General features: G+C 66.6%; 11 protein-coding genes and 1 pseudogene. 6 read left to right on the forward strand and 6 right to left on the reverse strand.

All coding sequences use genetic code 11. The features are described from left to right. Positions 1 to 30 precede the first annotated feature (30 nt). Positions 31 to 420 (reverse strand): SHOCT domain-containing protein, encoded by a 390-nt coding sequence (locus tag MRBLAR12_RS04545; RefSeq protein WP_229994713.1) that lies wholly within the window; start codon positions 418 to 420, stop codon positions 31 to 33. Positions 421 to 658: 238 nt separating this feature from the next. After that, positions 659 to 1609 (reverse strand): 3-methyl-2-oxobutanoate hydroxymethyltransferase, encoded by a 951-nt coding sequence (panB, locus tag MRBLAR12_RS04550; RefSeq protein ID WP_229994712.1) that lies wholly within the window; start codon positions 1607 to 1609, stop codon positions 659 to 661. A 262-nt stretch (positions 1610 to 1871) separates the two neighbouring features. Here panB and glnA (MRBLAR12_RS04555) point away from each other — a divergent pair, with 262 nt between their 5' ends. The 5 genes from glnA (MRBLAR12_RS04555) (at position 1872) to MRBLAR12_RS04575 (ending at position 7575) form a co-directional block, all read left to right on the forward strand. Then, positions 1872 to 3212 (forward strand): type I glutamate--ammonia ligase, encoded by a 1341-nt coding sequence (gene glnA, locus MRBLAR12_RS04555; RefSeq protein ID WP_120954845.1) that lies wholly within the window; start codon positions 1872 to 1874, stop codon positions 3210 to 3212. Between the two features lie 9 nt (positions 3213 to 3221). Next, positions 3222 to 6233, forward strand: a complete 3012-nt coding sequence (locus MRBLAR12_RS04560) for a bifunctional [glutamine synthetase] adenylyltransferase/[glutamine synthetase]-adenylyl-L-tyrosine phosphorylase (protein WP_229994711.1) — start codon at positions 3222 to 3224, stop codon at positions 6231 to 6233. A 72-nt stretch (positions 6234 to 6305) separates the two neighbouring features. After that, positions 6306 to 6722: a VOC family protein gene (locus MRBLAR12_RS04565; protein WP_229994710.1), complete on the forward strand. Its 417-nt coding sequence runs from the start codon at positions 6306 to 6308 to the stop codon at positions 6720 to 6722. Between the two features lie 49 nt (positions 6723 to 6771). Then, positions 6772 to 7287, forward strand: coding sequence for a GNAT family N-acetyltransferase (locus tag MRBLAR12_RS04570; RefSeq protein ID WP_364743895.1), 516 nt, complete (start codon positions 6772 to 6774; stop codon positions 7285 to 7287). A gap of 87 nt (positions 7288 to 7374) precedes the next feature. Beyond that, entirely contained in the window at positions 7375 to 7575 is a 201-nt protein-coding gene (locus tag MRBLAR12_RS04575; protein WP_229994708.1) for an AsnC family protein, read from the forward strand. Positions 7576 to 7688: 113 nt separating this feature from the next. On the opposite strand, the gene glnA (MRBLAR12_RS04580) is transcribed toward MRBLAR12_RS04575, so the two are convergent. Beyond that, a complete protein-coding gene (gene glnA, locus MRBLAR12_RS04580; protein ID WP_018772378.1) occupies positions 7689 to 9113 on the reverse strand; it encodes a type I glutamate--ammonia ligase in 1425 nt (474 codons plus the stop codon). Positions 9114 to 9397: 284 nt separating this feature from the next. Between glnA (MRBLAR12_RS04580) and MRBLAR12_RS04585 the strand changes: the two genes are divergently transcribed. Then, the gene (locus MRBLAR12_RS04585; RefSeq protein WP_229994707.1) at positions 9398 to 9835 is read left to right on the forward strand and encodes an RDD family protein; all 438 of its coding nucleotides are present in this window, start codon (positions 9398 to 9400) and stop codon (positions 9833 to 9835) included. Positions 9836 to 10673: 838 nt separating this feature from the next. Here MRBLAR12_RS04585 and MRBLAR12_RS04590 read toward each other — a convergent pair. The 3 genes and pseudogenes from MRBLAR12_RS04590 to MRBLAR12_RS04600 all read right to left on the reverse strand — a co-directional run. Then, complete coding sequence (locus MRBLAR12_RS04590; protein WP_364743900.1) at positions 10674 to 11036, reverse strand: DUF3817 domain-containing protein; 363 nt, start codon at positions 11034 to 11036, stop codon at positions 10674 to 10676. 140 nt (positions 11037 to 11176) lie between these two features. Continuing rightward, positions 11177 to 11938, reverse strand: coding sequence for a DUF4191 domain-containing protein (locus tag MRBLAR12_RS04595; protein WP_229994705.1), 762 nt, complete (start codon positions 11936 to 11938; stop codon positions 11177 to 11179). A 90-nt stretch (positions 11939 to 12028) separates the two neighbouring features. After that, positions 12029 to 12246, reverse strand: a pseudogene (locus tag MRBLAR12_RS04600) (lipoyl synthase); the annotation flags it as partial.

Here is a 12246-nt window from a genome sequence, read left to right on the forward strand (position 1 = left end):
CGTCGCCCGTTGTCCAGGTCAGGTGTCGCGTCAGGCCAGGGCCTTTGCCTTCAGGGAATCAAACTCGGTCTGGTTGATAGCTCCGGAATCGAGCAGCGCCCTGGCATCGGCGATCTGGGCGGCGGGACTGGCCGACTTGCCTGCGACCTGCTGGATGTACTCCTGTTGGGCAGCCTGTTGCTGGGCCAGCGTCTTCATCTGCCGCTCGGCCATGCTGCGGCCCCGGGCGATCAGGTAGATGAGGGCGCCGAGCCAGGGTACGAAGATCAGCAGTATTACCCAGCCGGCTTTACCCCAGCCGCTGAGCTCGTGGTCGCCGAACAAGTCCATCAGGCAACGGAACCACACCATCAGCGCGGCGATCCAGATGAAGAACCAGAAACTCCACAGCAGGACGTCCCAGAAGCTATTCGTGTCCATCGATACTCCTCCAGTCGTGTCCGCCGGAGCCTGACCCAGCGCTTCGCGCATGAAACCGTCCGGGCCGGCGGAACATCTTGGGGCCTTAATGCAGACCTTAATGGCCAGCCTGCCCGCACCGGAGACGCAACGCATCGCCCGTGAAGGATGAGGTATCGCCGCAGGTCACGCTTTGGATACGAATAACGAATGCCTTGTGGGCACCAGGGCGGCTGAGATGGAGTGCTCCGGAGGTGGCTTAGAAGGAGTGCTCCGGGCCGGGGAACTGGCCCGAGCGCACGTCCTCGCCGTAAGCTTTCGCCGCGTCGCTGAGCGAGGTGCGCAGGTCCGCGTACTGCTTGACGAATTTCGCCATCTTTCCACCGCGCAGGCCCGCCATGTCCTGCCACACAAGGACCTGTCCCGTAGTGGCGCTGCCTGCGCCGATGCCGACGGTGGGGACCTCGACCGCGGCATCCACGGCGGCCGCCGTGGCGGCCGGGACCATTTCCATGAGCACGCAGAACGCGCCGGCGTCCGCCAGCGCGACGGCGTCGTCGATCAACCGCTGGGCGTCATCGCCGCGGCCCTGGACCCGGTAGCCGCCGAGGGCGTGCTCGCTCTGCGGGGTGAAGCCGATGTGCGCCATGACCGGGATCCCGGCCTGGACCATGGCGCGGACGGTCTCGGCGTAGAACTTTCCGCCTTCAATCTTGACCCCGTGGGCAAGGCCCTCTTTCAGGAACCGCACGCCGGTGGCGACCGCCTGCTGGGCGGAGACCTCGTAGCTGCCGAACGGCAGGTCCGCGACCACCAGAGCCCGCCGCGCGGAGCGGGCGACGGCCCGGCACAGCGGAAGGAGCTCGTCCACCGTCACGGGCAGGCTTGTCTCGTTGCCGAAGACGTTATTGGACGCCGAATCGCCCACCAGCAGCACCTCGATGCCTGCCTGGTCAAAAATCTCGGCGGTGTACTGGTCATAAGCGGTGAGCATGGCGAAGCGCTCACCGTTGACCTTGGCCTGGTACAGATGATGCGTGCGGATCCTGGCCGCCGGCTTCCGGGGCGCCTCCGCAGCCCCGCCAGTGCCGCCGCCGGCGCCACCCGTGGTTCCGGATGGGACGGCCGCTGAAGCCGCTGCCGGGCCGTTGCCGTAGGGGGCCGCAAGTTCTGCGGGCGTGCTGGAATCAGAGCTGTTAGGTGTGGCCATGCCACGAGCGTAATGCGATACGAAGTGCCGCAGCTACCGGGGAACGTCCCCGTTGGCAGTGAATCACGTCACAAGGGCGGTCCGCGTGACGGCGCAGCGCCGCCGTACGCCGCGAAATCCTCCGCCGTTGTGTTAACGGTGTGTTACGCGGGGGTCCGGCTTCAGCAATCGGAGGCAATGCTTAGTAAAGTGAACCGTGAGCAGCCGCAGGGCCCATGAAAGGCGGGCCTGGGGCGGATGGAAGAACCGGAAAGAGGCCAGTATGGACCGCCAGCAAGAGTTTGTCCTGCGGACGATCGAAGAGCGCGATGTGCGGTTTGTGCGCCTTTGGTTCACCGACGTCGTGGGATCGCTCAAGTCCGTGGCCCTGGCCCCGGCCGAGGTTGAAGGCGCGTTCGAGGAAGGGCTCGGATTCGACGGGTCATCGATCGAAGGCCTGGCCCGTGTCTTTGAATCCGACATGCTCGCCCAGCCGGATCCGGCCACGTTCCAGATCCTGCCGTGGCGCGGCGAGACCGAGGCCACCTCGCGGATGTTCTGCGACATCCTGACCCCCGACGGCGAACCCTCCGCCGCGGACCCGCGCAACGTCCTCAAGCGCACCCTGGCCAAGGCCGCGGACATGGGCTTCACCTGCTACACCCACCCCGAGATCGAGTTCTACCTGCTCAAGTCCCAGCAGCCGGGCCCCGACGGATCGCCGGTCCCCGTGGACGAGGGCGGCTATTTTGACCACGTCCCGGGCGGCGTGGCCCAGGACTTCCGCCGGACCGCCGTGACCATGCTCGAATCCGTCGGCATCTCCGTGGAATTCAGCCACCACGAGGCCGGGCCGGGCCAGAACGAGATCGACCTGCGCTACGCGGACGCGCTGCAGACCGCGGATAACATCATGACCTTCCGGACGGTCATCAAGGAGGTCGCGCTGCAGCAGGGCACGTACGCCACCTTCATGCCCAAGCCCTTCACAGCCCACCCGGGCTCCGGCATGCACACGCACTTCTCGCTCTTTGAAGGAGACACCAACGCCTTCTACGAGGCCGGTGCGGAGTTCCAGCTTTCCGAGACGGCGCGCCAGTTCATTGCCGGCATCCTCAAGCATGCCCCCGAATTCACGGCGGTGACCAACCAGTTCGTGAACTCGTACAAGCGGCTCTGGGGCGGGGGGGAAGCACCGAGCTACCTGAGCTGGGGCCACAACAACCGCTCCGCGCTGGTCCGGGTCCCGCTGTACAAGCCCGGCAAGGGCCAGTCCGCGCGGATCGAATACCGTGGCATCGACTCCGCCGCCAACCCCTACCTGGCCTATGCCGTGCTCCTCGGTGCCGGCCTGAAAGGCATCGAGGAGGGCTACCAGCTCCCCGCGGCGGCCGAGGACGACATCTGGTCACTGAGCTCGGCGGAACGCCGCGCCATGGGCCACGACCCGCTGCCGGCGAGCCTGCACGACGCGATCCGGACCATGGAGGATTCCGAACTCATGCCGCAGATCCTCGGCGAGCAGGTGTTCGAGCACTTCCTGCGCAACAAGCGTGCAGAATGGCAGGACTACCGCCTCCAGGTGACGCCCTACGAGCTGCAACGCAATCTCGGCATTCTGTAGGCTGCCCCAATGAGCCTGGCACGACGCCTCATTGCCGCCGGCTTCAGTGATCTGGACAAGGGCGAGCGGTTCCTGGCGGCCCGGGAGCTGGAGGGGCTCGACCAGGATGCCCTGTTCGCGGGGCTGCAACTGGCGGCGAACCCGGACACGGCCCTGCAGTCCCTGGTGCGGCTGATCGAGAAGCACCCGGAGCTGCGCAAGCTTGCCGTCGCGGACCTGGAGAGCAGCGAACCGCTGTACCGGGTCCTGGGGGCCTCCGAGGCGCTGGGCGAGTTCCTCATCCGCCACCCCGAGCACCTCGACGCCTTCGAGGTCCGGGTCAGCCCGGAACCGCTGGCCGCAGACGCCGCGGCCCTGCGGTCCCGGCTGCTGCAGTCGGTGCGGGCCGACCCCAAATCTGCCCGGCCGGTGGCGGCCCTTAGCGGTCAGGAAGCCTACGCCGCCCTGCGGACCGCCTACCGGCGCGGGCTCGTGGAACTCGCCATCAAGGACCTGTGCGCGGCCGATCCGCTGGACTTCATGCCGGCCGCGGGAGCGGAACTGGCAGATCTCGCCGGAGCCGCCCTCGAGGCCGCCCTCGCCGTGTCCCGGGCCGAGGCAGCGGAGAAGTTCGACGCCGAGGAGGTGGCCGACGTCGGGCTCGCCGTAATCGGCATGGGCAAGTGCGGTGCCGGCGAACTGAACTACATATCCGACGTCGACGTCATCTACGTGATCGATTCCGGCGCGCTGGAAGACACCCTGGCCACTACCATCGGCACCGTCCTGGCTGCCGGGATCTCGCGGGCGATCATGTCCACGAGCCGCGAACCCGGGCTGTGGGAAGTGGATGCGAACCTCCGGCCCGAGGGCAAATCCGGGCCGCTGGTCCGGACCCTCGCCTCGCACGAAAGCTATTACGCGCGCTGGGCCGAGAGCTGGGAATTCCAGGCCCTCCTGAAGGCCCGGACGATTGCCGGCGACACCGCCCTGGGGGCCCGCTACGAGGCAGCCGTGACGCCCTTGATCTGGTCCTCTGCGGGACGGGACGGCTTTGTCGAATCCGTCCGCGCCATGCGCCGCCGCGTCACCGAACATATTCCAGCCGATGAGGAACAGCGGCAGATCAAACTGGGCCGCGGAGGACTGCGCGACGTCGAATTCACCGTCCAGCTGCTCCAGCTCGTGCACGGCAAGTCCGATGAATCGTTGCGCTGCCGGGACACCACCTCGGCCATCGCCGCGCTGTCCGCGGGCGGGTACATCGGCCGGTCGGACGCCGCGGAGTTCGACCGCGACTACCGCTACCTGCGCCTCCTCGAACACCGGATCCAGCTGTTCCAGCTGCGCCGGACCCACCTCATGCCGGTCAACGAGGCATCGTTGCGCTCCCTGGCCAAGGCTGTCCTGGGACCGTTCTCCGCCGAGCGGCCCAAGCCGGATGCCCTGGTCGCCGCCTGGCGAAAGACCAAGCGCTCTGTGCGGGAACTCCACGAACGTATTTTCTACCGCCCCCTGCTCAATACCGTCGCCACCCTGAGCAGCGAAGAGGCGCGCCTGACTCCGGAAGCCGCCCAAGGCCGCCTCGCGGCCCTCGGCTACCTCGATCCCCCCGGTGCGATGCGGCACATCGAGGCCCTCACCGCCGGCGTGAGCCGGCGCGCCGCACTCCAGCGCCAGCTCCTGCCCATTCTGCTGGACTGGCTCGCCGACGGCGTGGACCCCGACGCCGGGCTGCTCGCCTTCCGGCGCGTCAGCGAGGCCCTTGGCACGACGCACTGGTACCTGGGCATGCTCCGGGATTCGACGGTCGCGGCAGAGCGGCTCTGCCACGTGCTCGCCAACTCCCGGCTGATCGCGGACCTGCTGGAGGTTTCACCCGAGTCCGTGGCCTGGCTGGGCACGGACAAGGACCTGGTGCCGCTCAGCTTCGAATCCCAATGGCTTGAGATCACCTCGAAGATGTCCCGGCACGCGGACCCGGAGAGTGCCATGCGGCTGATCCGGCTGATCCGGCGCCGGGAAATCCTGCGGATCGCCATTGCGGACAGCGAGGGGCTGCTGGACCAGGACCAGGTGGGGGCAGCCCTCGCTGATACGGACCGGGCGGCCGTCCTGGGGGCGCTGCGCGTGGCGGAGACGATCATCACCGCCGAGGAACCGCTGAAGACGCACGTGCTGGTGGTCGCGATGGGCCGTCAGGGCGGCCGGGAGATCGGCTACGGCTCGGACGCCGACGTCATGTACGTCCACCGCGGACTCCCCGGCGTGCCGGAAGAGGAGGCACAGGCGCAGGCCCTGCAGATAGTGGGCAAGCTCTCCAGCCTGCTGACCCAGCCGCTCAAACCGGCGATTTTGGCCGAACGGGTGCTGGCGGTGGACGCTGACCTGCGCCCCGAGGGCAAGAGCGGGCCCATGGTGCGGTCCCTGGAGTCCTATGCCGAGTACTACCGCCGGTGGTCCCTTGTCTGGGAGGCCCAGGCGCTGCTGCGGGCGCGTCCCATGGCCGGCGACGATGCCCTGGCCGAGGATTTTGTGGCCCTGATCGATACCATCCGGTACCCGGAGTCGTTGTCTGACCAGGACGTGCGGGAGGTCCGGCGGGTCAAGGCCAGGGTCGAGGCGGAGCGCCTGCCGCGCGGGGCCGATCCCGCCCGGCACCTGAAGCTCGGCAGGGGCGGGCTGAGCGACGTCGAATGGCTGGCCCAGCTGCTCCAGCTCCGGCACGCCGGCAAACATCCGCAGCTGCGGACCACGTCCACCGTGGAGGCGCTCGAGGCGGCGGCGGCCCTGGATCTGATCGACGCGGGGGACACCGTAATCCTCCTCCGCGCCTGGCGGCTGGCGAGCCGGATCCGTTCGGCCAATGTCATCTGGACCGGCCGGTCCTCGGACCTGCTGCCCTCCTCCCGCCGCGACCTTGAGGCCGTGGCCCGCTGGTGCGGCTATGGACAGGGCAACGCGGCGGCGCTGGAAGAGGACTACCTCCGGTTGAGCCGCCGCGCCCGGGCAGTTTTCGAGCGGGTCTTCTACGGCCAGTAGCGCTTGCTGGCTGGCACGCGGCTACTGAAACTCCCTACTGACACGATTGCAGTGCGGTGCTACCTTGGGCGGATGGCCAGGCAACTGTTTGTGAACCTTCCCGTCCGGAATCTCGATAAGACCGTTGAGTTCTTCACAGCGCTGGGATTCTCCTTCAACCCCGACTTCACTGATGAGAACGCCACCTGCATGATCGTCAATGACGACGCGTACGTGATGTTGCTCGTCGAGTCCTACTTCAAGACCTTCACCTCGAAGTCCGTCGGCGCTACGGCTGACACCGCCGAGGTCATCATGTCCTTCTCGCTTGAGAGCCGCGAAGCCGTGGACGACGTCATCCGTACCGCCCTGACCTCCGGCGGCACGGCATCGGAGGAGGCCCAGGACTACGGCTTCATGTACACGCACAGCTTCCAGGACCCGGACGGCCACCTCTGGGAAGTCTTCTGGATGGATCCGGCCGGCCCGCCTAAGGACGCTGCGCTGTAGCTGTTTTGCGCGTGGCGGCAGGCGCCGCCTGCGCGGGTACGCTGTCTACATGTCTGGACATGTGTGGCTGCTGCCCTTGAAGAACCTCGACGACGACGCCCGGGCCATCAAACTTGGGGAGATCGCGCTGCTGGAGCTCGGCGAGGGGCAGCTGAAGTTCGTCGGCGAGCCGCTGCGGATGATGCTGATCGCGCTTGAGGAAGAGTCCCGGCATCCGTTCGCCGTGGATGAGAACGGCACCGCCGTCGGAGTCCTCACCCTCCAGGCCGGAGCGGCGCGCCTCGCCGGCTGGCCTGACGACGACTCCGCCTGGCTGCTGCGGGGCTTCCTGATCGACCGGCGTCAGCAGGGCAAGGGCCTCGGCACCCTCGCCGCGGAGGCCTCAGTGCGGGAGGCCGCCAAACTGACGGCGGGCCTGGGCAGCGGCCAGGCCGGCGTCGTACTCTCCGTCAACGAACTGAACCCGGGCGGCCTGGCCGCTTACCGCAAGGCCGGTTTCGAGGACCGCGGCCGCTACGAAGGCGGCGACGCCGGCCCGCAACGCATTATGTACCGGGCATTCTGACCATCTGGAGTCCGCTCCAGCCGGTGTGTCAACGTGCGTTGACGCCCTCCGCATCCGTCAACTAGGGTTGACGCAAGGAGGTGTGGCATGAAGACCTTGATTGGGTCGATGGACGGCAAAGGCCCGGCCGAGGCGCTGTGCGCCGTGGCGGAGCTCCATAAGGAACTGGCGCGCACAGAAACCGAGGTGGTGCTGCGTGCGCGGCAGGCCGGACTGTCGTGGGAGGCGATTGCGGTGTGCCTCGGTGTCAGCAAGCAGGCGGTGCACAAGAAGTACGGAAAGCGCTGAGGTGCGGAAGATTCAGAAAAAGGCCGGCCACGGGTGAAACCCGTGACCGGCCTTTTTGTTCGGAAGTCCTGAGAATTCCGGCCGGCTAGGCAGGGCCTAGCCGCATGATCTAGCTAGACGCCGTAGTAGAGCTCGAACTCGTACGGGTTCGGGCGCAGCGAGAGCGGACGGATCTCGTTCTCGTACTTGTACTCGATCCAGGTGTCGATCAGGTCCTGGGTGAAGACGCCGCCGGCCTGCAGGAACTCGTTGTCCTCGGCCAGTGCGTCCAGGGCCTCCTCCAGGGTGCCCGGAGCCTTGGGGATGTCCTTGGCTTCTTCGGCCGGGAGCTCGTAGAGGTCCTTGTCGATCGGAGCCGGGGGTTCGATCCGGTTGCGGATGCCGTCAATGCCGGCCATCAGCTGGGCGGCGAACGCCAGGTACGGGTTGGAGGAGGGGTCCGGTGCGCGGAACTCGATGCGCTTGGCCTTCGGGTTGGAGCCCGTGATCGGGATACGGATACCGGCGGAGCGGTTGCCCTGCGAGTAGACCATGTTGACCGGAGCTTCGAAGCCCTTGACCAGGCGGCGGTAGGAGTTCACCGTCGGGTTGGTGAAGGCCAGGACGGCGGAGGAGTGCTTCAGCAGGCCGCCGATGTACCAGCGGGCAGTGTCGGACAGGCCGGCGTAGCCCTTCTCGTCGTAGAACAGCGGCTCGCCGCCGGTCCACAGTGACTGGTGGCAGTGCATGCCCGAGCCGTTGTCACCGAAAACCGGCTTCGGCATGAAGGTCACAGACTTGCCCCAGGCGTCAGCGGTGTTCTTGATGACGTACTTGAACTTCTGCAGGTCATCAGCCGCGTGGGTCAGGGTGGTGAACTTGTAGTTGATCTCAGCCTGGCCGGCGGAGCCGACCTCGTGGTGGCTGCGCTCGACCTCAAGGCCGGCCTCGTCCAGGGCAACACACATGGCGTCGCGCAGGTCGGCCTGCTTGTCAGTGGGGGAGACCGGGAAGTAACCGCCCTTGACCGGGGTCTTGTAGCCGAGGTTTCCGCCCTCTTCCTCACGGCCGGAGTTCCAGTGCGCTTCCTCGGAGTCGATCTTGTAGAAGCTGCCCTGGGGCGAGGACTGGTACTGGACGTTGTCGAAGACGAAGAACTCGGCCTCGGGAGCGAAGAACGCGGTGTCGGCAATGCCGGTGGAAGCCAGGTAGGCCTCAGCCTTCTCGGCCACGCCGCGGGGATCGCGGTGGTACGGGTCACCGGTACGCGGGTTCACGATCGAGAAGTTCAGCGCAAGGGTCTTCTCCATGCGGAACGTGTCGATGAACGCCGTCGTGACGTCCGGGATGAGCTGCATGTCAGACTCGGCGATGCCCTGGAAGCCGCGGATCGAAGATCCGTCGAACAGCTGGCCGTTGACGAAGAAGTCTGCGTCAACGCTCTTGGCGGGCACGTTGAAGTGCTGCTGAACGCCAGGGAGATCGGTGAAGCGGATATCGACGAATTTGATGTCTTCGTCCTTGATGAACTTGAGGACTTCGTCCGCAGTCTTGAACATCTATGCTCCTTACGCATATGAAAAATCTGGCCGTCAGGCACATTGGTCCAGCGCAGTCCAACAGCGGGGAAGGCAAAAAAACTCCCCCGCTTCGCAGTCGCTAGCAACTGTTACCACCCTAAGGACATGGGATTTCCCCGCAGTGTCCGCATTGTTTCGGGGAGGTTACAGAATGCCCTGACACGTAAACGCTAGCCGCAGGTCCATACTGTGGCCTATACGGTCCACAGTGTGACACCCTACCGCCCACACTGTGGACATGCCAGAGCCGATAAGATTGGAGGGTGGTAGATCGCAAAGACATCGGTTCATGGCTCACCGGGCCGGACACATCCGGCATCTCCAGGTACCCGGGGGAGCGCCTAGGGCTGCCCGACGCCGGGTCAGGATCGATCGCCCGTGCCGGCCGGCGCATCCTGGCGATCTGCATTGACTGGGGCATCGCGCTGTTGATCAGCAATTTCGCCTTCGCCGGCGATTCCTGGGCCACCCTTGCCGTGTTTGCCATCGAGCAGATCCTGCTGATCGGCACCCTCGGCTACAGCATCGGCCACCGGATCGTGGGGATCCACGTGGTCCGGCTGGGCGGAGGCCCGGCAGGCCCGCTCGCGGCTCTGGTGCGCACTCTGCTGCTGTGCCTGGTTATCCCTGCCGTCATCTTCGACCCGGACCAGCGCGGCCTCCACGACAAGGCCATGAATACCGTGCTCGTCCGGATGTAGCTCCTGCCCGTGTCCGGCGGCGGTGCCAGGCCGTCAGGGCGCGGCGGTCCCTCGTCCGCTTGCCACGAACGGCCGCTAACGTCCCCGGATAGCGGCCATTTGCGTCAGATTGGCTCAGTGTTGGTGCCAGGGCGCGGCGGTCCCTCGTCCGTTTGCCACGAACGGCCGCTAACCTCCCCGTTTGGCGGCGGTTTGCCACGAACGGCCGCTAACGTCCCCGGATAGCGGCCATTTGCGTCGGATGGGCGCAGCGATGGTGCCAGGGCGCGGCGGTCCCTCGTCCGTTTGCCACGGACGGCCGCTAACCTCCCCGTTTGGCGGCGGTTTGCCACGGATGGGCGCAGCGATGTTGTCAGGGCGCGGCGGTCCCTCGTCCGTTTGCCACGGACGGCCGCTAACCTCCCCGCAGAGCGGCCATTTGCGTCGGATGGGCGCAGCGATGTTGTCAGGGCGCGGCGGTCCCTCGTCCGTTTGCCACGGACGGCCGCTAACCTCCCCGTTTTGGCGCGGTTCGCCGCGGACGGCCGCTAACCTCCCCGCATGGTGGCCATATGCGTCAGAGGGGCGCAGCGATGGTGTCAGGGCGCGGCGGTCCCTCGTCCGTTTGCCACGGACGGCCGCTAACGTCCCCGCAGAGCGGCCATTTGCGTCGGATGGGCGCAGCGATGGTGCCAGGGCGCGGCGGTCCCTCGTCCACTTGCCACGAACGGCCGCTAACCTCCCCGTTTGGCGGCGGTTTGCCACGAATGGCCGCTAACCTCCCCGCATAGCGGCCATCTGCGTCAGATTGGCGCAGTGTTGGTGCCCGGGCGCACAGAACCCGAGGTCCCGGGCAAAATTAGACCCCCGCCGTCTCCTGGGCCGGCGTCGGCGCGGCCTCTCCGGCCTGCACCGCCAGGTGACCGCGGCGCCCGGCCCAACGTTCAAACCAGACGGTCGCGAAGGGGAAGACGGCGGACACGCCTGAGAGCAGGGCAACCCGGAACGGCCAGCGAAGCTTCGCCCACAGGCTCAAGGCCGCGACCGAATAGCCGATGAAGAACGCGCCGTGGATGGGACCGGCAATCTCCACGCCGAGTTCCGTCGTCTTGGTCACCCATTTGAGCACCATGCCGACCAGCAACGCGGCCCAGCTGAACGCTTCGGCGATCGCCAGCCCCCGGAAGATGCGGATCATGATGGCGGTCGGTGGGAATGTCATGCGGTTCTCCTGGTTCCTGGCACCCGTCGGGTAGATCTCGGACGGTAATGGAAACGCCCCGGCTGGCGGATTGTGGCCGTGAACCGGGGCGTTTCTGCGTTACTGGCGTTTCTGCACTACTAATGGGCTGCGGGAAGGGCCTAGCGTCCGCGGGCCGCCTTGCGGTCCGGACGGGCCTTGTAGGGATCGATGCCCTTCGGGATGGGCAGACGGCCGCCGAGCGACGAAATGCGCTTGGACACGGCGCTGACCTCGGTCTTGGTCAGTTCGCCCTTGAGCTTGTTCATCTTCCTGGCGATCTGGCTGAGCGGCACCTGGCCTTCGCCGCGGCCGCTCTCGATCACGTGAATGGTGACGTTGGGGAGGATGCGTGCAAGACGCTTGCGCTCGGCGTCGACCAGCGGCTTGACCCGGTTGCTGGGGCCTTCGCTGACGAGCACGACGCCGGGACGGCCGATGGCGCGGAAGACGGCGTCCTGCGTGCGCGGGTTCACGGCGACGGGCTGGTCCTCGGTGATCCACCCGCGCTTGAGCGTGCCCAGTGCGGCGCCTGAAGCGCCCGGCTGGTCCTCGATCTGAGCGAACGCGGCGCGCTCGGCACGGCGGGACAGGATCAGTGTGGCGGCAAGGGCACCCAGAGCGATGCCGATGATCAGGCCGGTGATCCAGTTTTCGAGCAGGAAGCCGACCAGGAGGCTGACCGCAACAACACCGAGGAAGGCCAGCAACATCAGCCACGGAACCATGGGATCGTGGCGGCGCGTCATCTGGAAGACTTCGCCGATCTGCTTCAGCCGGCTCGGCTTCTTGGCCTTTGCTTCCTTGGGCTTGCGGGAGAAAAGTCCGCGCTTCGGAGCATCGGAAGCCGGGCTGGAGTTGCTGGGATCAGGGGAATTCGCCATAGTGCCTTAATTCTACGTGATGGACGGCCAAGGGCCGGCACCGGATGACTCCGGGGCCGGCCCTTGGCTGGAAGGGTCTGAGAACAGGATTCAGGAATGCGCCGCGAGCAGTGAGCTGGCTTCCTGGCGGGTGCTGCCGGAGCTTTCGATGTGGGCGAGTTCGGCCGGGATTTCCCAGCCCTTCTTGCGCATCGCGGTGGCCCAGAGCCGGCCGGCGCGGTAGGAGGAGCGCACCAGGGGCCCGGACATGACGCCGAGGAAGCCGATCTCGTCCGCTTCGTTTTGCAGGTCCACGAATTCCTGCGGCT

It is taken from the genome of Arthrobacter sp. LAR12-1-1.1 (assembly GCF_040676555.1).
GTDB lineage: Bacteria > Actinomycetota > Actinomycetes > Actinomycetales > Micrococcaceae > Arthrobacter.

What these genes read in the sequence shown, in the direction of transcription:
- MRBLAR12_RS04545 (WP_229994713.1), bottom strand. Translation starts at nt 420, where the DNA reads ATGGACACGAATAGCTTCTGGGACGTCCTGCTGTGGAGTTTCTGGTTC.
- panB (WP_229994712.1), bottom strand. Translation starts at nt 1,609, where the DNA reads ATGGCCACACCTAACAGCTCTGATTCCAGCACGCCCGCAGAACTTGCG.
- glnA (WP_120954845.1), top strand. Translation starts at nt 1,872, where the DNA reads ATGGACCGCCAGCAAGAGTTTGTCCTGCGGACGATCGAAGAGCGCGAT.
- MRBLAR12_RS04560 (WP_229994711.1), top strand. Translation starts at nt 3,222, where the DNA reads ATGAGCCTGGCACGACGCCTCATTGCCGCCGGCTTCAGTGATCTGGAC.
- MRBLAR12_RS04565 (WP_229994710.1), top strand. Translation starts at nt 6,306, where the DNA reads ATGGCCAGGCAACTGTTTGTGAACCTTCCCGTCCGGAATCTCGATAAG.
- MRBLAR12_RS04570 (WP_364743895.1), top strand. Translation starts at nt 6,772, where the DNA reads ATGTCTGGACATGTGTGGCTGCTGCCCTTGAAGAACCTCGACGACGAC.
- MRBLAR12_RS04575 (WP_229994708.1), top strand. Translation starts at nt 7,375, where the DNA reads ATGAAGACCTTGATTGGGTCGATGGACGGCAAAGGCCCGGCCGAGGCG.
- glnA (WP_018772378.1), bottom strand. Translation starts at nt 9,113, where the DNA reads ATGTTCAAGACTGCGGACGAAGTCCTCAAGTTCATCAAGGACGAAGAC.
- MRBLAR12_RS04590 (WP_364743900.1), bottom strand. Translation starts at nt 11,036, where the DNA reads ATGACATTCCCACCGACCGCCATCATGATCCGCATCTTCCGGGGGCTG.
- MRBLAR12_RS04595 (WP_229994705.1), bottom strand. Translation starts at nt 11,938, where the DNA reads ATGGCGAATTCCCCTGATCCCAGCAACTCCAGCCCGGCTTCCGATGCT.